This is a genomic window from Bradyrhizobium sp. cf659, from assembly GCF_900113725.1.
GTDB lineage: Bacteria > Pseudomonadota > Alphaproteobacteria > Rhizobiales > Xanthobacteraceae > Bradyrhizobium.
The window spans coordinates 1,066,929-1,086,577 of the sequence record NZ_FOQJ01000001.1 but is presented as its reverse complement, the minus strand read 5'-3'; the positions used below and the strand labels follow the sequence as shown (position 1 = coordinate 1,086,577).

The following is a 19,649-nucleotide window of genomic DNA, read 5'->3' as shown; positions in this document are numbered from 1 at the left end:
ATGACAGCCTTGACGGACGATACGCTGCCGACGACCCCGCGGGCGATGCGTGACGAGATGATCGTGTTTGTGGTGATGGCGCTGCTGCTGGCGTCGGTGCCGTTCACGGGGGTCTATCCGTTCTTCGTGATGCAGGCGCTGTGCTTCGCGTTGCTCGCCTGCGCCTTCAATCTTCTGATCGGCTATGGCGGCCTGTTGTCGTTCGGCCACGCGATGTTCCTGGGGACGGCCGGCTATTGCAGCGCGCATGCGCTGAAGGTGTGGGCGTTGCCGCCGGAGCTCGGCATCCTCGTCGGTATCGCCGCGGCTTTCGTGCTCTCGATCGTCACCGGCTACATCTCGATCCGCCGCCAGGGCATCTATTTCTCGATGATCACGCTGGCGCTGTCGCAGCTGCTGTACTTCATCTACCTCCAGGCGCCGTTCACCCATGGTGAGGACGGCATCCAGGGCATTCCGCAGGGACGCATGTTCGGCGTCCTCGATCTCACCAAGCCGACGGTCCTGTACTATGTCGTGCTGGTCGGCTTCCTCGCCGGCTTCCTGTTGATCTTCCGCATCATCAACTCGCCGTTCGGCGAGGTGCTGAAGTCGATCCGCGAGAACGAGCAGCGCGCGATCTCGCTCGGCTACCGGACCGACCAGTACAAGTTCCTGGCCTTCGTCCTGTCGGGCACGCTGGCCGGCTTCGCCGGATCGCTGAAGGTGTTCGTGGCGCAGAATGCCTCGCTCACCGACGTACACTGGTCGATGTCGGGCGAAGTCGTGCTGATGACGCTGGTCGGGGGGCTCGGCACCATCTTCGGACCGGTGGTCGGCGCCTTCGTGATCATCGCCATGCAGCAATATCTGGCGAGCTTCGGCCAGTGGGTGACGGTGATCCAGGGCTCGATCTTCGTGATCTGCGTGCTCACCTTCCGCCGCGGCGTCATCGGTGAAATCGCGCATTACTTCCGGCGTTCGCTCTAAGTAATTGATTTAAGGTCAATTTACCCCTTGGGTGAAAGCGGTGGATGATCCGGCTCCGCGGGCGTGAGGTAGTGCGCGCGCGGATCGAAAATGGTCTATGACAGTTTCGTGACGGCCCTCCCGGGCCGGGCCACTTCCAACCGGTAGTCTATCCCCATGATGCGATGGTTTCGCGCTTTCCTGCCCAAGGAAGAACGGTTCTTCGACCTGTTCGACCGCCATGCCCAGACCGTGATCCAGGGCTCGATCGCGCTCCAGGGCATGCTCAACGGGGGCGAGGAGACGCCGGTCTATTGCCAGCGCGTCAACCAGTTCGAGAACGATGCCGACAACATCACCCGTGAGGTGCTGACGGCGGTGCGCCGCACCTTCATCACGCCGTTCGACCGCGGCGACATCAAGAACCTCATCACCTCGATGGACGACGCCATCGACCAGATGCAGCAGACCGCCAAGGCCGTGATGCTGTTCGAGGTCCGCGCCTTCGAGCCGCCGATGCGCGAGATCGGCGGGCTTTTGATCGAATGCGCCAATCTGGTCGGCCGTGCGCTGCCCCTGATGCAGCAGATCGGCAAGAACGTCGCCATGCTGACCGCGATCACGGAAGAGCTGACCAAGCTGGAGGGCCGGGTCGACGATCTCCACGACATCGGGATGAAGGAGCTGTTCCTCAAGCATCGCGACGGCAACGCGATGGATTTCATCGTCGGCGTCGAGATCTACGACCATCTCGAAAAGGTGGCCGATCGCTTCGACGACGTCGCGAACGAGATCAACAGCATCGTCATCGAACAAGTTTAGGGCAGGGGCCTCGCCGTGGATGCTGCGTTGGGTCTTCCCGTCCTGGTCGGACTGATCGCCGTCGCGCTGCTGTTCGACTTCCTGAACGGCCTGCACGACGCTGCCAATTCGATCGCGACCATCGTCTCGACCCGCGTGTTGCGGCCGCAATTCGCGGTGTTGTGGGCCGCTTTCTTCAATTTCGTCGCCTTCATGGTGTTCGGGCTGCACGTCGCCCAGACCATCGGCACCGGCATCATCGATCCCTCGATCGTCGATGCCCAGGTGATCTTCGCGGCTCTCGTCGGCGCCATCGTCTGGAATCTCGTGACCTGGGCGCTCGGCATTCCGTCCTCGTCGTCCCACGCGCTCATCGGCGGCCTCATCGGCGGCGGCATGGCCAAAGCGGGGATTTCGGCGGCGGTCTGGAGCGGATTGACCAAGACCGTGCTCGCCATCGTGCTGTCGCCGCTGGTCGGCTTCCTGCTGGCGATGATGCTGGTTGCGGTCGTGTCCTGGGCCTCGGTGCGCTCGACGCCGTTCGCGGTCGACCGCGCCTTCCGCATCCTGCAATTCGCCTCCGCCTCGCTCTATTCGCTCGGCCATGGCGGCAATGACGCGCAGAAGACCATGGGGATCATCGCCGTGCTGCTCTATTCGCAGGGCCATCTCGGCAGCGAATTCTCGGTGCCGTTCTGGGTGGTGCTGTCCTGCCAGGCGGCGATGGCGCTGGGCACGCTGATGGGTGGCTGGCGCATCGTCCGCACCATGGGCCTGCGCATCACCAAGCTGACCCCGATGCAGGGCTTTTGTGCCGAAACCGGCGGCGCCGCGACCCTGTTCATGGCGACCTTCCTCGGGGTTCCCGTCTCGACCACCCACACCATCACCGGCGCGATCGTGGGCGTTGGCGCGGCCCGCCGGGTCTCCGCGGTGCGCTGGAACGTCGCCAGCTCAATCGTCTATGCCTGGGTGATCACGATCCCGGCCTCGGCGATCGTGGCGGCGCTGACCTGGTGGGCGGTCAGGATTTTCGTCAAGTGACGAGCTTCAGCCCGACAATCCCGGCGACGATCAGCCCGATGCTGGCGAGGCGAAACGCGGTCGCCGGCTCGCCGAACAGGATGATCCCGAGCGTCGCTGTGCCGACCGCGCCGATGCCGGTCCACACCGCATAGGCGGTTCCAATCGGCAGCGATTTGAGGGCCAGCCCGAGCAGGAGGATGCTCCCGGCCATCGCGGCGAGCGTCAGGACCGACGGGACGAGCCTGGTAAAACCCTCGGTATATTTGAGGCCGATCGCCCAGCTGACCTCCAGCAGACCGGCGACGAACAGGATGCTCCAGGCCATGCGACCCTCCATGCAAGGCAGGGTCGTCCCCGCGGCTGATAATGCTGATGAAAAGGAAGGCCGTCCCTCCCGCGGCCGATATGGGGCTGGCCGAAGGGCTCCGCAATCACCAAATGAGGCTTGATCAGGCCCATTTTCCCTGCCAAACGCTCCCGCCATGTCCGACATCGCCATTCCAGCCGAATCGCCGGCCCGTTCCCCGCTTGCCGCTGAAGTGGCGCGGCGCCGGACCTTTGCGATCATCTCCCATCCCGACGCCGGCAAGACCACGCTGACCGAAAAGCTGCTGCTGTTCGGCGGCGCCATCAACCTCGCCGGTCAGGTCAAGGCCAAGGGCGAGCGGCGCAACACGCGCTCGGACTGGATGAAGATCGAGCGCGAGCGCGGCATCTCGGTCGTGACCTCGGTGATGACCTTTGAGTTCGAGGGCCTTGTGTTCAACCTGCTGGACACGCCGGGCCACGAGGATTTTTCGGAAGACACCTATCGCACGCTCACGGCCGTCGACTCCGCCGTCATGGTGATCGACGCCGCCAAGGGCATCGAGGCGCGCACCCGAAAATTGTTCGAGGTCTGCCGCCTGCGCGACATTCCGATCATCACCTTCATCAACAAGATGGACCGCGAGAGCCGCGACGTCTTCGAGCTGCTGGACGAGATCGAGAAGACGCTGGCGCTCGACACCACGCCGATGACCTGGCCGGTCGGCCGTGGCCGCGACTTCCTCGGTACCTATGACGTCGTCAATGGCGGCGTGCGCCTGCTCGAAGGCGGCGGCGCCAAGACCGGCGCGGCGCAGCAGATCGAGATCGAGGAGCTCGCCAAGCTCAACGCCAATCTCGACGTCTCCGCGGTGAAGGACGAGCTCGAGCTCGTCACCGAGGCCTCAAAACCGTTCGAGCTGGAGGCGTTTCGCGAGGGCCATCTGACGCCGGTCTATTTCGGTAGCGCGCTGCGCAATTTCGGCGTCGGCGATCTCCTCGAGGGCCTCGGCAAGTTCGCGCCCGAGCCGCGTGCGCAGGAGAGCGACCAGCGCAAGGTCGAGGCGACCGATCCGCGCATGAGCGCCTTCGTGTTCAAGATCCAGGCGAACATGGACCCGAACCACCGCGACCGTATCGCCTTCGCGCGCCTGTGCTCGGGCAAGCTCAGCCGCGGCATGAAGGCAAAGCTCGTGCGCACCGGCAAGAGCATGCCGCTGTCGAGCCCGCAATTCTTCTTCGCGCAGGACCGCTCGGTGGCGGACGAAGCCTTTGCCGGCGATGTCGTCGGCATTCCCAATCACGGCACGCTGCGCATCGGCGATACGCTGACCGAGGGCGAGGATTTCAACTTCGTCGGCGTGCCGAGCTTTGCGCCGGAAATCGTCCGCCGCGTGCGTCTCACCGACGCGATGAAGGCGAAGAAGCTCAAGGAAGCGCTCCAGCAGATGTCGGAAGAGGGCGTCGTGCAGGTGTTTCGCCCGCGCGACGGCGCGCCGGCGCTGGTCGGCGTGGTCGGTGCGCTCCAGCTCGACGTGCTGAAGGCACGGCTGGAGGCGGAATATTCCCTTCCGGTCGAGTTCGAGGTCAGCGAGTTCCAGCTTGCGCGATGGGTCTCGTCGGACGATCGCAAGAAGCTCGACACCTTCATCGCCGCCAACACCTCGAGCATCGCCGACGACGTCGATGGTGATCCCGTATATCTGGCGAGGAACGAGTTCTATCTCGGCTACACCAGGGAACGCGCCGAGGGCATCGCGTTCACAAACGTCAAGGACGTCAAGAAGAAGGGGTGAGGGCGCTCGTTTCGCCTGCTCTGTAGCCGTTCCCTCCGCTGTCATGCCCCGCGAAAGCGGGGCATCCAGTACGCTGCAGCCTCTCGGCTCAATCACAAACGCCTCGGAGTACTGGGTCGCCCGGTCAGGCCGGGCGACGATAGTGTGCCCTGAACGCGAGCATGTGAACGTCGGCAGGGTTGACGCTATCGGGAGCAATGCCACGTTCCCGGTATGTGACATCGCGAGCTCGCATCATGTGGCGCGGCATCCTTGTTTTCCTGCTTCTGGCGATCTCGACGGTCGCCGCCGCCGACGCGCGGCCCCGGCAGATCAATCCGATCCCGTTCTCGCACGAGCCGTGCAGCGTGCTCGACGGCAGGCCTTGCACGCCGTCTTATTGCAGCCCGCTTGAGCCCGGGCCGTGCATCCCCGAGATCGACTATCCCTATGGCGAAAATCTCCAGCTCACGATCGAGAGCATGCCGTCCGAGACCGACCGCGCCAAATACCAGAAGCCGGATCACGATCTCGACACGATCGGCGACCTTTTCGCGGCATTGCGCACCTGCTGGTCGCCGCCATCGGACTATGCGCGGGAGGGCATGCAGATGTCGGTGCGCTTCAGCTTCAACAAGGCGGGCGGCCTGATCGGCCCGCCACGCCTCACATACGCCACCGCGGGCGTTCCGGCGGACACACGCACGACCTATCTGAACGCCATCAATGCATCGCTGAAGGCCTGCCTGCCGCTGAAATTCACCAGCGGTCTCGGCGATGCCCTGGCGGGGCGGCCGATCGCGATCCGCTATGTCGATAATCGCGGGTTGGGCAAGTAGCGCATCGGTTGCGACCGACCGCCAATCGATGGTACGCCAGAGGCGGGCGCTGGTTGAGGGGAGGACGTCGTGGGTCTGCTGATCATGATCCTGGGGCTGGTGCTGTTTTTCGCGGCCCATGTTTTCACGACGAAACGCGAGACGCGCGCGCAGGCGATCGCAAGGCTGGGCGAGGGGACCTACAAGATCCTCTATTCGTTCGTCTCGCTCGCGGGGCTTGCGCTGATCATCTGGGGCTTTGCCCATTACCGAGCGGCCGGCTGGATCGACGTCTGGTATCCGCCGAAGGCGATGAAGCACATCACGCTCGCGCTGATGCTGCCCGCGGTCATCCTGGTGGTCGCCTCTTATCTGCGCGGCCGCATCTATGCGACGCTGAAACATCCGATGCTGGCCGGCATCAAGCTGTGGGCGGCCGCGCATCTCCTCGCCAATGGCGATCTCGGCTCCATCATCCTGTTCGGCTCGTTCCTGGGCTGGGCGGTGTATGACCGCATTTCGCTGAAGCATCGCACCGACAGTGGCGGCCCGCCGATTCCGGTGGGCGGCGCCACCAACGACCTGATCGCGGTTGCCGTCGGCGTGGTTGCGTATCTGGCGCTGGCGTTTGCGTTCCATCCTGTCGTGATCGGAGTTCCCGTCGTGGGCGTCTAGCCGATCGGCACAAGACAGGACCCGCATGTCCGTGCGCGGAAGGTAACAAGAGCAACAAGCTTAGGGCATTCCGATGGACTGGTCGCAATCTCAGATCCCGCCGATGCGGTTCGAGGCGCGCTTTGGCGATCGGGTTGTGCCGGCGTTCTGCGACCGGCCGGCCAGTCTCTGGGCGATGATCGCAGAGGCCCGCGCACGCAACGGCGACGGTGAAGCGCTGATCTTAGGCCATGTCCGGCTGAGTTGGCGGCAGGCGGTGGAGCAGGCTGCGCGGATCGCGGCGGGCTTTCGCAAGCTCGGCTTGCAGCGTGGCGATCGTGTCGCGATCCTGCTCGGTAACCGCATCGAGTTTCCGCTGCTGCTGTTTGCCGCCGCGCATGAGGGCCTCGTCACGGTGCTGCTCAGCACGCGCCAGCAGAAGCCGGAGATCGCCTATGTGCTCACCGATTGCGGCGCCAAGATCCTGATCCACGAGGCCGGGCTCGCCGGGCGGCTGCCGGAAGCGCGGGATGTGCCCGATGTGATCCACCGCGTTGCCGTCGACGACGACCCGGATGTGTCGCGCTTCGCGGTGCTCGCAGACAACGCCGCGGCCGCCGCGCCGGTCGACGTGAACGAAGAGGACACCGCGATGATCCTCTACACGTCGGGTACGACAGGCAAGCCGAAGGGCGCGATGCTGGCCCATTGCAACATCGTCCATTCCTCGATGGTGTTCGCGTCCTGCCTGCAATTGACGGAAGCGGACCGTTCGATCGCGGCCGTGCCGCTCGGTCACGTCACCGGTGTCGTCGCCAACATCACGACCATGATCCGCTGCGGCGGCGCGCTGATCATCATGCCGGAATTCAAGGCCGTCGATTATCTCAAGCTCGCCGCGCGCGAGCGCGTCACCTACACCGTGATGGTGCCGGCGATGTACAATCTCTGCCTGCTCCAGCCCGATTTCGACAGCTATGATCTGTCGAGCTGGCGCATCGGCGGTTTCGGCGGCGCGCCGATGCCGGTCGCGACCATCGAGAAGCTCAAGGCGACGATTCCCGGCCTGAAGCTGATGAACTGCTACGGGTCGACCGAGACGACATCGCCCTCGACGATCATGCCTGGCGAGCTGACGGCAAGCCATATCGACAGCGTCGGCCTGCCGTGTCCCGGTGCGCGCATCGTCGCGATGGGATCGGATGGGCGCGCGCTGCCCCACGGCGAGATCGGCGAGCTCTGGATCCAGAGCGCATCCGTCATCAAGGGCTACTGGAACAACCCGAATGCCACGGCTGAAAGCTTCACCGGTGGATTCTGGCACTCGGGCGATCTGGGGTCAGTGGATGCGAACGGTTTCGTCCGCGTGTTCGACCGGCAGAAGGACATGATCAATCGCGGCGGCCTGAAGATCTATTCCGCGGAGGTCGAATCCGTGCTGGCGGGCCACCCCGCGGTGATCGAGAGCGCGATCATCGCCAGGGCGTGCCCGGTGCTGGGCGAGCGCGTCCATGCCGTGGTAGTGACCCGCACCCCGGTCGCCGGCGACGCCCTGCGGGCCTGGTGCGCGGAGCGGCTGTCCGACTACAAGGTCCCCGAAACCATGGCGATCACCACCGAGCCGCTGCCGCGCAATGCCAATGGCAAGGTGCTGAAGCGGCAATTGCGGGAGCACTTGGGAACCTGAGCTAGGCAAGCGCTTCTGCCGGGCTCTTCCGGGTGGTTAACGCCTTGATCGGGCTCACTTTGCCTTGCCACCGCCATATCGTTAGGCTACCTCGCCGCCACGCGGGGGACGGGATTCCTGACGCGAACGCTGTGGCGCGCGCACCCGGACGGGCATGGGATTAGCATAAGTGTCTGAATTATTTGACGAAGTCGACGAGGAAGTACGTCGCGAACAGCTCAAGAAGCTGTGGGATAAATATTCGATCTACTTCATCGCCCTGATGGTGCTGATCGTGGCCGCCGTCGGCGGCTGGCGCGGCTACCAATATCTGGAGGCCAAGAAGGCCGCCGAGGCCGGCGCCGCCTTCGAGAAGGCCGTCGAGCTGTCCGAGCAGAACAAGCATGCGGAGGCCGAGACGGCCTTCACTGAGCTCGCCGCCAAGGCTCCCTCGGGCTATCGCACCCTGGCGCGGCTGCGTGCTGCGGCCGAGGCTGCTGGCCGCGATCCCAAGGCGGCCGCCAAGATGTACGACGACATTGCCGCCGACCGCAGCGTCGGTGGCGAGTGGCAGGATCTGGCGAGGATGCGCGCCGCCGGCCTGCTGATCGACAGCGCCAGCTATGCCGACATCCAGCAGCGGCTGGAGGCTTCCGCCGCGCCCAAATCGACCTTCCGCCACAGCGCCCGTGAGATGCTGGCGCTGTCGGCCTGGCGCAACAACGACACGACCGCGGCCCGCAAATGGCTCGACGCGATCGCCGAGGACGGCGAAACGCCGCCGAGCCTGCGCTCGCGCGCCGAGGCGCTCCAGGCCCTGCTGCCGCCCGTCGCCAAGAGCTGACGGTCCCGAGAGCTGAGACGAGACACCGATATGCGCCGCACGCCACGCTTGATCGCAGCCGCCGTCCTGATCGCCTTCACGGGCGTCCTGGGCGGCTGCTCCAGCTTCGATCCGAGCGACCTGCTCGATTTCCTCGACACCAAGAAGAAGCTGCCGGGTGATCGCAAGCCGGTCTTCCCGGAGGGCGTGCCGGGCCTCGAGCAGGGTGTGCCGAAGGAGTTGTACAAGGGCGCGCAGCAGCAGCCCGATCCGAATGCGCCTGCCGTTGCGGCTTTGCCCGCGGAGCCGCCGCCTGAAGCGGCCAAGCCGGCGAAGGGTGCCAAGGCGAAGAAGACCAGACAGCCGGCTGCCAACGCGGCCGCGCCCGCCGATGCGCCTGCCGGCGAAGTCGATGGCGAGGCCCAGCCGGAGGCCGCGCCGCCCACCGCCGCTCCGCCGCCCAAGCAGAAGATCGTGCGCAAGCGCACCACCGCGCCGCCGCCCGATCAGCCCGTCCAGCAGGCCCAACCGACCCAGACCACGCAGCAGCAATCGCAGGGCGGCTTCCCGGCGCCGCTGCCGAGCGGCAGCTTCTCGCGCTAGAGCATGATCCGGAAAAGTGCGAAGCGGTTTTCCGAAGAGATCATGCTTAAACAACAACCTGAAGCGCGATGGGATTCATTCCGGCCTCATCGCGCTTTAATAATTTCATTGCATTGACAGGCGCGGCTTTCGCAGCGCACGAATGACCGATGTCCTTCACGATCGCCATTATCGGCCGGCCCAATGTCGGCAAATCGACGCTGTTCAACCGCCTGGTTGGGCAAAAGCTCGCGCTCGTCGATGACATGCCGGGCGTCACCCGCGACCGTCGCGAGGGTGAGGCCAGGCTCGGCGACCTCGAATTCACCATCATCGACACCGCCGGCCTCGACGAGGGCGCCAAGGGCTCGCTGACCGCGCGGATGCAGGAGCAGACCGAGACCGCGATCGCGCAGGCCGACGCGCTGTTCTTCGTCGTCGATGCCCGCATCGGCCTCACGCCGACCGACCGCGCCTTCGCCGATTTCGCCCGCAAGGCCAACAAGCCGGTGCTGCTGGTCGCCAACAAGAGCGAAGGCAAGCATGGCGACGCTGGCGCGATGGAAGCCTTCGCGCTTGGCCTCGGCGATCCCATCCAGATCTCGGCCGAGCACGGCGAGGGCATGGGCGAGCTTTATGACGCCCTCGCCAAGCTGATGCCGGAGCCCGTCGAGGAGGATGAGGACGAGGACGACGCGCCGCTCTCCGAGGAGGAGGCCGCGACGCGCCCGATCCGGGTCGCCATCGTCGGCCGGCCAAATGCCGGCAAGTCGACACTGATCAACCATTTGCTCGGCGAGGAGCGCCTGCTGACGAGCCCGGAGGCCGGCACCACGCGCGATTCCATCGCGGTCGAGATCAACTGGAAGGGCCGCGATTTTCGCGTGTTCGACACCGCCGGCCTGCGGCGTCGCTCGCGCATCGAGGAGAAGCTGGAAAAGCTCTCGGTCGCGGATGCGCTGCGCGCGGTGCGCTTCGCCGAAGTCGTCGTGCTGATGATGGATACGCAGAATCGCTTCGAGGAGCAGGATCTGCGCATTGCCGATCTGGTCGAGCGCGAGGGCCGGGCGCTCGTGCTCGCCGCCAACAAATGGGACCTGATGGAAACCAAGGGCGGCGGTGCGATCTCGGGTCTGCGCCGCGACGCCGACCACTTGCTGCCGCAGGTCAAGGGCGTGCCGATCGTCGCGGTATCGGGCCTGATGGGCGAGGGCATCGATCGCCTGATGCAGGCGATCCAGGACGCCTACGCAGTCTGGAACAGACGCGTGTCGACGTCCGCGCTCAATCGCTGGTTCGAGCAGGCGGTCCAGGCCAATCCGCCGCCCGCCGTGTCCGGCCGCAGGCTGAAGCTGAACTACATCACGCAGACCAAGGCGCGGCCGCCGAGCTTCGTGCTGTTCTGCTCGCGTGCCGACGCGGTGCCGCAGTCGTACTTGCGCTACCTGACCAATTCCATGCGCGAGACTTTCGATCTGCCGGGCACGCCCGTGCGCATCACCTTGCGCGAGAAGGCCAACCCCTTCGCCCACAAGCGCAAGCGGCCGTCGTGAGCAACGATGCCGGCGAGGCGATGGCGCAGGGCGCCGCGCCGGTCCGGCGCGGCGCGGTCGCCTTCATCTTCGTCACCATCCTGCTCGACATGCTCGCACTCGGCGTGATCATGCCGATCCTGCCAAAGCTCATCGAGAGCTTCGTCGACAACGACACTGCGCACGCGGCCCGCATCTTCGGCCTGTTCGGCACCGCCTGGGCGCTGATGCAGTTCGTGTTCTCGCCGGTGCTGGGCGCGCTGTCGGATCGTTTCGGACGGCGCCCGGTGGTGCTGCTGTCGAATTTCGGGCTCGCCGCCGACTACGTGCTGATGGCGCTCGCGCCGTCGCTGACGTGGCTGTTCATTGGGCGCGTGATCTCCGGCATCACCTCGGCCAGCATCTCGACGGCGTTTGCCTATATCGCCGACATCACGCCGCCGGAGCGGCGCGCGGCGATCTTCGGCAGGATTGGTGCGGCCTTCGGCGCCGGCTTCATCCTGGGCCCGGCGCTCGGCGGCCTGCTCGGCGACATCGATCCGCGCCTGCCGTTCTGGGCGTCGGCGGCTCTAAGCTTTGCCAATGCGCTCTACGGGCTCCTGGTCCTGCCGGAATCGCTGGCGCCCGACAAGCGCGCGCCGTTCCGCTGGACCCGCGCCAATCCGGTCGGGGCGCTGCATCTGCTGCGTTCCAACGCGATGCTGGCCGCGCTGTCGATCGTCAATTTCATCGCGCAGGTCGCGCATGTCGTGCTGCCGTCGACCTTCGTGCTCTATGCGACCTATCGCTACGGGTGGGATTCCAAGACGGTCGGACTGACGCTCGCGATGGTCGGCGTCTGCGCCATGGTGGTGCAGGGGCTCGCCATCGGCCCGATCGTGCGCGCGCTCGGCGAGCGGTACACACTGTTGCTGGGCCTGTGCTGTGGTGCGATCGGCTTCGTGATCTTCGGCGCTGCGCCGACCGGACCGCTGTTCTGGATCGGCATTCCCGTGATGTCGCTGTGGGGCATCTCGGGCGCCGCGATGCAATCGCTGATGACGCGGCTGGTCGCGCCCGATCAGCAGGGCCAGTTGCAGGGCGCAACCGCGAGCGTGCAGAGCGTGTCGCAGCTCGTCGGCCCGTTCCTGTTCACGCTGACATTTTCCTATTTCATCGGCGCCAGCGCGCCGCTGCATGCCCGGCGCGCCGTTCCTGCTCGCGGCGGTGCTGATGGTGGTATGCGTGGCGATCGCGATGCGGACGTTGGCGACTACAAAGACGGTCTCGTAGGGTGGGCAGAGCGAAGCGTGCCCACTGCCGCTTCGTCAGCCCGCGGAGAGATGGTGGGCACGGCGCTTACGCGCCTTTGCCCACCCTACAGCAGCGCTGGCTGGCTTACTTCTTCACCAGCGGACACTCGCTGTCCTTGAGCGGCTTGGCCGCATCTTCCGGCGCGATGGTGGCCACCAGCTTGTAGTAATCCCACGGCCCCTTCGACTCTTCCGGCTTCTTCACCTCGAACAGATAGGCCGGGATCAGGCGGCGGCCATCGGCGCGCAGCGGGCCCTTGCCGAACAGCGGATCGTCGGTCGGAAGCTCCTTCATCTTGGCGACGACCTTGGCGCCATCATGCGGATTGCTGCCGAGCGCATCCATCGCCTTCAGGTAATGCAGGATTTCCGCATAGAGGCCTGCCACCGTCATCGAGGGCATCGCGCCCTTGGGCGAGACCTTCTGGAAGCGCTTCGACCATTCGCGGGTTTGGTCGTTGAGATCCCAGTAGAAAGATTCGGTGAAGGTCAGGCCCTGCGCGGTCTTCAGGCCGAGCGAGTGCACGTCGTTGATGAACAGCAGCAGCGCGGCGAGCTTCTGACCGCCGGCGACGATACCGAACTCGGCGGCCTGCTTGATCGCGTTGGTGGTGTCGCCGCCCGCATTGGCGAGGCCGATGACCTTGGCCTTGGACGACTGCGCCTGAAGCAGGAATGACGAGAAGTCCGACGTGTTGAGCGGATGCTTGACGCCGCCGAGCACCTTGCCGCCGGTGGCCGTGACGACGGAGCTGGTGTCGCGCTCGAGCGCATGGCCGAAGGCGTAGTCCGCGGTCAGGAAGAACCAGCTATCGCCGCCGGCTTTCGTCAGTGCCTTGCCGGTGCCGTTGGCGAGCATGTAGGTGTCGTAGGTGAAGGAGATGGTGTTGGGCGTGCAGGCTTTGCCCGTCAGGTCGGCGGTGGCCGCGCCCGAATTGAGCAGCACCGAGTTCTTATCCTTGACGAGGTTGCTCACCGCAAGTGCAACGCCGGAGCTCGGCGTGTCCGCGATGGCATCGACCTTGTCGGCATCGATCCACTGCCGGGCGATGTTGACGCCAACGTCAGGCTTGTTCTGGTGATCACCCGAGAGAACCTCGATCGTCCAGCCCTTGGCCTTCAGGCCGGAATCCTCGACCGCCATCTTCACCGCGGCGACCGAGTTCGGGCCGCCGATGTCGGCATAGAGGCTCGACATGTCGTTGAGCACGCCGATCTTGACGGTCTTGTCCTGGGCGTAGGCGGATGTTGCAAAACCGAAGGCGGCACAGGCCAGAAGGGCCGCGGAGCGGCGCGCGAACGTCGTCATGAAAAGTCTCCTCCATTGTCAAATATGCGGACGGCTCTCTTGCGGAGTCTTGTTTCCGGCTGATGGCTCTAGCCTGTCCCACGGCTGGCGGCAATGCGCCTAAAGCCGGATGACGCTGCGTCGTAGCGTCATCCGTCGGTTAACTTTTGGGCAAGATGCGTCAGGACGCTATTTGAGCGCGTCCGACGTCAGCCTGAATTTCTGGATGCGCTTTCCGGTGTCGACCTCGGCGGTATAGACGTTACCCTTGGCATCGATCGCCATGGCATGCACCCAATGGAATTGACCGGCATTGCGGCCGTTGTGGCCGAAGCTGCCGACCACGCTGCCGTCCTCGCGCTTGATGACCCTGATCTCGTTGTTCTCGCCGTCGGCGCTCAGCAGGTAAGTCTGCTTCGGATCGGGCCAGATCGCGATGTCCCACACCGCGCCGTTGCCGAGCGTGTTCTTCTCGAAGAAGAACTCCTTCACGAAGGTGCCGTCCTTCCGAAACACCTGGATACGGTTGTTGATGCGGTCGCAGACATAGACCAATCCGTCAGTGGCGAGCTTCACGCAATGGACGGGATTGCCGAATTGCTGGGCAACCGGCGCCTTGGGATCGTAGGGCGCCTGCTTGCTGTCATCAGGCTTGTTGCCATAGGCGCCCCAGTGCCGCTTGTAGGCCAGCGTGCTTGCGTCGAACACGATGACGCGACGGTTGCCATAGCCGTCGGCGACGTAGATTTCGTTCGCGTCCTTGTCGATCGCGGTCTCGGCGGGCTTGCCGAGCTGCGTCGTGTCGTTGCTGCCGAGGCTCGGCGCGATCTTGCCGATCTGGGCGACGAACTTGCCGTCGAGCGTGAACTTCAAAATGGCGTTGTCATTGTCGGCGTTGCCGCCGACCCAGACGAAGCCGCGCTCGTCGACCTCGATGCCGTGCTCGCGGCCGACCCATTCGTAGCCGTCGCCCGGACCGCCCCATGAGCGCAGCAGATTGCCGTCGGCGTCGAATTCGAGCACGGGCGGTGCCGAGACGCAGCATTTCGAACGTGGCGGGTTGAGGCTCGCGCCTTTCTCGTCGTCGGTGAGCGAGCGTGGGCGGTGGATCACCCAGATGTGGCCCTGCCCGTCGACGGTGATGCCGCCGACCTGGCCGAGGATCCAGTTGTTCGGCAGCTGCTTAGGCCAGGAGGGATCGACGGCGAAGGTCGGCACATCGCCGGCGGTCGCAACGCCCGGAAGCGCGAATGCGAGTGCCGCGATCAGGATGGAGAAGGCGTGAGAGACGCGGGCGAGCGCACGGCCAACGCCTGCGCGATCATGCCATGGTGCCATGGCAACCTCCCTTTTTTGGCTTGCGGCTTGCTGCCGCTTGAGCGCGGGCAGTCAATCGCGGGGAGGGGCCCAAGTCAATTAGCCAAGTCAATCGGCCAACCAATTGGTCAAGTCGATCAGGCCGGCGAGCGGAAGCTCATCAGGCTGCGCGTCTTGTAGTCGTAGAACTTGCCGGTCTCGGTCCAGTCCGGCGCACACATCGGCACGATGAATTCGGCGACCTGCTCGGGCGTGTCGAGTGTCGCAGGATCCTCGCCCGGCATCAGCGTGGCGCGCATGCGGGTGCGGACCGGGCCGGGGTTGAACAGGTTGATGCGAAGAGGTGTGTTCGCGGTCTCCTGCGCCCAGGCGCGCGCCAGCGTTTCCAGCGCGGCCTTGGAGGCGGCGTAGGGGCTGACATAGGCGGTCGCCTTGTTGGCGGCGCCCGAGGTGATGAACACGGCGCGGCCGGCGTCGGACTGCTTCAGCAGCGGCTCCATGCAGCGAATGAGCTGGAAGTTCGCGGAGACGTTGACGGCCATGACGTCGTTGAAGGTCTTCAGCTCGATATGGCCGACCGGCGAGGAGGGCCCGAGCACGCCGGCATTGCCGACGAGGATGTCGAGCTTGCCGTAGCGTTCATGCAGGCCGGCTCCGAGCCGCGCGATGCCGTCGGAATCGGTGAGGTTGAGCGGCACCAGCGTGGCGCTGCCGCCCTCTTTCCGGATCTCGTCGTCGAGCTCTTCCAGACCGCCCTGCGTGCGCGCCACCGCGACGATGTGCGCGCCGGCCTTCGCCAGCGCTTTTGCCGTGGCGAAGCCGATGCCGCGCGAGGCGCCGGTGACGAGAGCGATGCGGTCGGCGAGGGGTTTTGTCATCGGAAGGTTCTATCCAGCGTCGTCCTGGCGAAAGCCATGACCCATACGCCGTGACGTGTATGGCTTAGGGAGGTGGTTGTCGCACCTTTTTCGAACCACGGAGGCCTGTGGTAATGGGTCCTGGCTTTCGCCAGGACGACAGCCTAGCTCGCCTCCGCCAGCAGCGACAGCTGCCGGGGCTGCTGCTCGGTCTGGGTCTGGTCGGTGAGGTGGGTCGGATACGCCCCGGTGAAGCAGTGATCCGAGAATTTCGGATTGGCCGGGTCGCGGCCGGGCTCGCCCATGGCGCGGTACATGCCGTCGATCGACAGGAAGGCGAGCGAGTCGGCGCCGATGATCTCGCGCATCTCCTCCAGCGAATGCGTCGCGGCCAAGAGGCCGCCGCGGTCCGGCAGGTCGATGCCGTAATAATCAGGGTAGAGGATCGGCGGCGAGGCGAGGCGGAAATGCACTTCCTTCGCGCCCGCATCGCGCATCATGCGCACGATCTTCTTCGAGGTGGTGCCGCGCACCAGCGAGTCGTCGATCAGGATGATGCGCTTGCCTTCGATCGCGGCGCGGTTGGCCGAATGCTTCATGCGCACGCCGGATTCGCGGATCGCCTGCGTCGGCTGGATGAAGGTGCGGCCGACATAGTGGTTGCGGATGATGCCGAGCTCGAACGGCACACCGGAATGCTGGCTGTAGCCGACCGCGGCGGGCACGCCGGAATCCGGCACCGGCACGACGACGTCGATCGGCACGTGGCTCTCGCGTGCGAGCTGCGCACCGAAGGCTTTGCGCACCTCATAGACCGAGCGGCCGTGGACGATGGAATCCGGACGGGAGAAATAGATGTATTCGAAGATGCAGGGACGCGGCGCAATCGGCGGGAACGGCTTGTGGATGTCCTGGCCGTTCTCGTCGAACACGATGACTTCGCCGGGCTCGATGTCGCGGATGAAGCGGGCGCCGATGATGTCGAGTGCGCAGGTCTCGGAGGTCAGGATCGGGCAGCCATCGAGCTCACCGAGCACCAGGGGGCGGATGCCGCGCGGGTCGCGCGCGCCGACCAGCTTCTTGTTGGTGAGCGAGACCAGCGCATAGGCGCCCTCGATCTCGCGCAGCGCGTCGATGTAGCGCTCGATGAAGCGGGTGCGCCGGGAGCGCGCGACCAGGTGCAGGATCACCTCGGTGTCGGTGGTCGACTGCATCATCGCGCCGTTCCTCACGAGCTCGCGGCGCAGCGTCAGGCCGTTGGTGAGGTTGCCGTTATGGGCGACCGCAAGGCCGCCGGCATTGAGCTCGGCGAACAGCGGCTGCACGTTGCGCAGGATGGTGGCGCCGGTGGTGGAATAGCGGACATGGCCGACCGCGACAGTGCCGGGCAGGCGGTCGATCACCTCGCGGCGGGAGAAGGTGTCGCCGACGAGGCCGAGGCGGCGTTCGCTGTGAAAGCGGCTGCCGTCATAGGAGACGATGCCGGCGGCTTCCTGGCCGCGGTGCTGAAGGGCGTGGAGACCGAGGGCCGTGATGGCGGCCGCGTCCGGGTGGCCGTAGATGCCGAAGACGCCGCATTCCTCGCGGAGCGTATCCCCTTCCAGATCGTCCTGAAGCTCCAGCGCGGCCGGGCTCAAACCGGCTTTGGGATCGAGATCAAGTTGGGCGTCCTGGTCAGGGTGTCGCATCTCGTCCGCGCCTCTCTTTAGGGCCTAATCAACGCGCCGCAGGTTTCTCGATCAGCTTTTTCAGGCTGTCACGAGCAGGTTTACTGTATCCGTCGCCACTGCCCGAAGGCTGCTGCTCGGAATCAGCTTGATCATCATCTGGTTTGTTTTTCTTGAATCTCTTCAAGATGGTGTTCTCGGGGTCATCCGGCAAGAGCGACATCAGCCAATCCCCGGTTCCCTGGAGCACCACGCGGGATTTCGCCCCCGTCACCCAGTCCGGGCGTTGCTTGTCCGGCACCAGCCAGGTGAAGAACAGGAAGGCGACCACGACGATCAAAAGCCCGCGAGCGAGGCCAAACAGGAAGCCGAGGGTACGGTCGAGCGCGCCGATTCGCGAATCCAGGATCATGTCGGAGATCCGGACGGTGATCACGGAGACCACGACCAGGGTACCGACGAACACGCCGGCGACCACGACCACGCTCGCGACCGTGTCGTTGTTGAAATAGGTCTTTGCGGTCGGCAGCAGCTTGGAGAAGGAGTACAGCGTCACGATCGCGGCCGCGCCCCAGGCCGCGATCGACAGGATTTCGCGCATGAAGCCGCGGACCATGGCGAGCAGGCCCGAGATCAGCATCACACCGAGCAGGATCAGGTCGAGGAGTGTTACTGGCATCGGCTGGTCTGGTCCGCTCGTACTCTCAAAGGTGCTCAGCGAATCGGTGTTTGGCCGCCGCCCTAAAAGAGGGGCAGACGGCGTTCCCGGCAAGGCCGCAACCACGCAATCCCATGCTGCTTTTGTGACGGCTGTATAGCGGCGGGGGCCGGGGACGTCACCTCCGGCTACCCCTCTCCACGGCGGAATCTTGCCGGTGTGGCATTTTTCTCTGCCGATCCGCCGGATTCGCCCCGACGAGAGCCGCGGGCGGCGATCTCGGCCACCAAAGTCGTCAGGCTGTTCACCGCGTTGAGCGACAGTCCGGCGTCGCCGCCGGCTTCGCCCCGGGCCGATTCGGGCAGCACGGCGCGCTGGAAGCCGAGTTTGGCAGCTTCCTTCAGCCGGGCCTGGGTCTGCGCCACCGGCCGCACCACGCCCGAGAGCGAAATCTCGCCGAAATAGACTGCGTCCGTGGGTAACTGCGCATTAACCAGCGAGGACACCAGCGCCGCCGCCGCGGCCAGGTCGGCCGCCGGCTCGTTGATGCGCAAGCCGCCTGCGACGTTCAGATAGACGTCGTGGCCGGACAGCTTGACCCCGCAATGGGCCTCCAGCACCGCCAGCACCATCGAGAGCCGGCTCGGGTCCCAGCCGACCACGGCCCGGCGCGGGGTGCCGAGCGAGGTCGGAGCGACCAGTGCCTGCAATTCGACCAGGACCGGCCTTGTGCCCTCGATGCCCGCAAACACCGCGGTGCCCGGCGTGCCGAGATCGCGCTCCGACAGGAACAGCTCGGAAGGGTTGGTGACCTCGCGCAGACCAAGGCCGGTCATCTCGAACACGCCGATCTCGTCGGTCGGGCCGAAGCGGTTCTTGACGGCGCGCAGGATGCGGAATTGTTGCGAGCCTTCGCCCTCGAACGACAGCACCGCGTCGACCATGTGCTCGACCACGCGGGGGCCGGCGATCTGGCCGTCCTTGGTGACGTGGCCGACCAGGATGATGGCGGCGCCGGTCTTCTTGGCGAAGCGGATCAGCGCCTGCGCCGAGGCGCGCACCTGGGTCACCGTGCCGGGCGCGGATTCCACGGTGTCGGTCCACATGGTCTGGATCGAGTCGATCACGATCAGGCGGGGAACCGCGCCCTCCGACAGCGTGGAGACGATGTCCTCGACCGAGGTCTCGGCCGCAAGCTGCACCGGGGCGTCCGACAGGCCGAGCCGCTCGGCGCGCAGGCGCACCTGGGCCACCGCCTCTTCACCGGAGATGTAGACGATGCGGTGGCCGGCGCGCGCCAGCATGCTGGTTGCCTGCGTCAGCAGCGTCGACTTGCCGATGCCTGGATCGCCGCCGACCAGCAGCACCGAGCCGCGGACGAATCCGCCGCCGGTGACGCGGTCGAGCTCGGTCATCCCTGAGGACAGGCGCGGCGCGTCCGGGCTCTTTCCGGCGAGGCTCTCCAGCGCGAATGTCCGGCCCTTGCGCTTGGAGCGGATCGAGACCGGCACGCTGCCGCTCGTGTCCTCCTCGGCGAGCGTATTCCACTCGCCGCAGGACTCGCATTTGCCCTGCCAGCGGTTATAGGCCGCGCCGCAGTTCTGGCAGACGAAGGAAAGCGTGTTCTTGGCCATGGGGA

17 protein-coding genes and 1 pseudogene are annotated in these 19,649 nt (G+C 65.4%); 11 read left to right on the top strand and 7 right to left on the bottom strand.

Annotated features, from left to right (window positions below):
- From BM118_RS05415 to BM118_RS05405, 3 genes are all read left to right on the top strand, one after another.
- Positions 1-969 (top strand): branched-chain amino acid ABC transporter permease, encoded by a 969-nt coding sequence (locus tag BM118_RS05415; RefSeq protein ID WP_092182899.1) that lies wholly within the window; start codon positions 1-3, stop codon positions 967-969.
- Between the two features lie 156 nt (positions 970-1,125).
- Complete coding sequence (locus BM118_RS05410) at positions 1,126-1,770, top strand: DUF47 domain-containing protein (RefSeq protein WP_011086818.1); 645 nt, start codon at positions 1,126-1,128, stop codon at positions 1,768-1,770.
- A 15-nt stretch (positions 1,771-1,785) separates the two neighbouring features.
- A complete protein-coding gene (locus tag BM118_RS05405; protein WP_092182897.1) occupies positions 1,786-2,793 on the top strand; it encodes an inorganic phosphate transporter in 1,008 nt (335 codons plus the stop codon).
- On the opposite strand, the gene sugE is transcribed toward BM118_RS05405, so the two are convergent.
- Positions 2,786-3,100: a quaternary ammonium compound efflux SMR transporter SugE gene (gene sugE / locus BM118_RS05400; RefSeq protein ID WP_092182895.1), complete on the bottom strand. Its 315-nt coding sequence runs from the start codon at positions 3,098-3,100 to the stop codon at positions 2,786-2,788. The two genes, BM118_RS05405 and sugE, sit on opposite strands and share 8 nt — an antisense overlap.
- 157 nt (positions 3,101-3,257) lie before the next feature.
- Here sugE and BM118_RS05395 point away from each other — a divergent pair, with 157 nt between their 5' ends.
- The 8 genes and pseudogenes from BM118_RS05395 to BM118_RS05360 all read left to right on the top strand — a co-directional run bounded on the left by BM118_RS05395 (position 3,258) and on the right by BM118_RS05360 (position 12,203).
- Entirely contained in the window at positions 3,258-4,877 is a 1,620-nt protein-coding gene (locus tag BM118_RS05395; protein ID WP_092182893.1) for a peptide chain release factor 3, read from the top strand.
- 236 nt (positions 4,878-5,113) lie between these two features.
- A complete protein-coding gene (locus BM118_RS05390; RefSeq protein ID WP_092182891.1) occupies positions 5,114-5,695 on the top strand; it encodes a hypothetical protein in 582 nt (193 codons plus the stop codon).
- Positions 5,696-5,764: 69 nt separating this feature from the next.
- Positions 5,765-6,349 carry an NnrU family protein gene (locus BM118_RS05385; RefSeq protein WP_092182888.1) on the top strand — a complete coding sequence of 195 codons (585 nt, stop codon included), beginning with the start codon at positions 5,765-5,767 and terminating at the stop codon, positions 6,347-6,349.
- Between the two features lie 73 nt (positions 6,350-6,422).
- A complete protein-coding gene (locus BM118_RS05380; protein ID WP_092182886.1) occupies positions 6,423-8,015 on the top strand; it encodes a class I adenylate-forming enzyme family protein in 1,593 nt (530 codons plus the stop codon).
- A gap of 169 nt (positions 8,016-8,184) precedes the next feature.
- Entirely contained in the window at positions 8,185-8,838 is a 654-nt protein-coding gene (locus BM118_RS05375) for a tetratricopeptide repeat protein (RefSeq protein WP_092182884.1), read from the top strand.
- Between the two features lie 30 nt (positions 8,839-8,868).
- Positions 8,869-9,420: a hypothetical protein gene (locus BM118_RS05370; RefSeq protein WP_092182882.1), complete on the top strand. Its 552-nt coding sequence runs from the start codon at positions 8,869-8,871 to the stop codon at positions 9,418-9,420.
- A gap of 149 nt (positions 9,421-9,569) precedes the next feature.
- Entirely contained in the window at positions 9,570-10,952 is a 1,383-nt protein-coding gene (gene der / locus BM118_RS05365; RefSeq protein ID WP_092182880.1) for a ribosome biogenesis GTPase Der, read from the top strand.
- Positions 10,949-12,203 (top strand): annotated as a pseudogene (locus BM118_RS05360) (TCR/Tet family MFS transporter). Before der ends, BM118_RS05360 begins: the two are co-directional and overlap by 4 nt.
- Before the next feature lie 105 nt (positions 12,204-12,308).
- Here the strand turns inward: BM118_RS05360 and BM118_RS05355 are convergent.
- The 6 genes from BM118_RS05355 to radA all read right to left on the bottom strand — a co-directional run bounded on the left by BM118_RS05355 (position 12,309) and on the right by radA (position 19,644).
- Complete coding sequence (locus BM118_RS05355) at positions 12,309-13,532, bottom strand: ABC transporter substrate-binding protein (protein ID WP_092182878.1); 1,224 nt, start codon at positions 13,530-13,532, stop codon at positions 12,309-12,311.
- Positions 13,533-13,700: 168 nt separating this feature from the next.
- On the bottom strand, positions 13,701-14,849 hold the full coding sequence (locus tag BM118_RS05350; protein WP_092182876.1) for an NHL repeat-containing protein: 1,149 nt from the start codon (positions 14,847-14,849) through the stop codon (positions 13,701-13,703).
- A gap of 116 nt (positions 14,850-14,965) precedes the next feature.
- On the bottom strand, positions 14,966-15,706 hold the full coding sequence (locus BM118_RS05345) for an SDR family NAD(P)-dependent oxidoreductase (RefSeq protein WP_092182874.1): 741 nt from the start codon (positions 15,704-15,706) through the stop codon (positions 14,966-14,968).
- A 143-nt stretch (positions 15,707-15,849) separates the two neighbouring features.
- Positions 15,850-17,373, bottom strand: coding sequence for an amidophosphoribosyltransferase (purF, locus tag BM118_RS05340; RefSeq protein ID WP_092182872.1), 1,524 nt, complete (start codon positions 17,371-17,373; stop codon positions 15,850-15,852).
- Positions 17,374-17,401: 28 nt separating this feature from the next.
- A complete protein-coding gene (locus BM118_RS05335) occupies positions 17,402-18,031 on the bottom strand; it encodes a CvpA family protein (RefSeq protein WP_074120893.1) in 630 nt (209 codons plus the stop codon).
- Between the two features lie 167 nt (positions 18,032-18,198).
- Positions 18,199-19,644, bottom strand: a complete 1,446-nt coding sequence (gene radA / locus BM118_RS05330) for a DNA repair protein RadA (RefSeq protein ID WP_092182870.1) — start codon at positions 19,642-19,644, stop codon at positions 18,199-18,201.
- Positions 19,645-19,649: the final 5 nt, after the last annotated feature.

Excerpts from the sequence above, each read along its gene's own strand:
- BM118_RS05395 (WP_092182893.1), top strand. The coding sequence starts at position 3,258 with ATGTCCGACATCGCCATTCCAGCCGAATCGCCGGCCCGTTCCCCGCTT.
- BM118_RS05350 (WP_092182876.1), bottom strand. The coding sequence starts at position 14,849 with ATGGCACCATGGCATGATCGCGCAGGCGTTGGCCGTGCGCTCGCCCGC.
- BM118_RS05415 (WP_092182899.1), top strand. The coding sequence starts at position 1 with ATGACAGCCTTGACGGACGATACGCTGCCGACGACCCCGCGGGCGATG.
- BM118_RS05390 (WP_092182891.1), top strand. The coding sequence starts at position 5,114 with ATGTGGCGCGGCATCCTTGTTTTCCTGCTTCTGGCGATCTCGACGGTC.
- BM118_RS05355 (WP_092182878.1), bottom strand. The coding sequence starts at position 13,532 with ATGACGACGTTCGCGCGCCGCTCCGCGGCCCTTCTGGCCTGTGCCGCC.
- radA (WP_092182870.1), bottom strand. The coding sequence starts at position 19,644 with ATGGCCAAGAACACGCTTTCCTTCGTCTGCCAGAACTGCGGCGCGGCC.
- BM118_RS05370 (WP_092182882.1), top strand. The coding sequence starts at position 8,869 with ATGCGCCGCACGCCACGCTTGATCGCAGCCGCCGTCCTGATCGCCTTC.
- BM118_RS05345 (WP_092182874.1), bottom strand. The coding sequence starts at position 15,706 with ATGACAAAACCCCTCGCCGACCGCATCGCTCTCGTCACCGGCGCCTCG.
- sugE (WP_092182895.1), bottom strand. The coding sequence starts at position 3,100 with ATGGCCTGGAGCATCCTGTTCGTCGCCGGTCTGCTGGAGGTCAGCTGG.
- purF (WP_092182872.1), bottom strand. The coding sequence starts at position 17,373 with ATGCGACACCCTGACCAGGACGCCCAACTTGATCTCGATCCCAAAGCC.
- der (WP_092182880.1), top strand. The coding sequence starts at position 9,570 with ATGTCCTTCACGATCGCCATTATCGGCCGGCCCAATGTCGGCAAATCG.
- BM118_RS05380 (WP_092182886.1), top strand. The coding sequence starts at position 6,423 with ATGGACTGGTCGCAATCTCAGATCCCGCCGATGCGGTTCGAGGCGCGC.
- BM118_RS05335 (WP_074120893.1), bottom strand. The coding sequence starts at position 18,031 with ATGCCAGTAACACTCCTCGACCTGATCCTGCTCGGTGTGATGCTGATC.
- BM118_RS05410 (WP_011086818.1), top strand. The coding sequence starts at position 1,126 with ATGATGCGATGGTTTCGCGCTTTCCTGCCCAAGGAAGAACGGTTCTTC.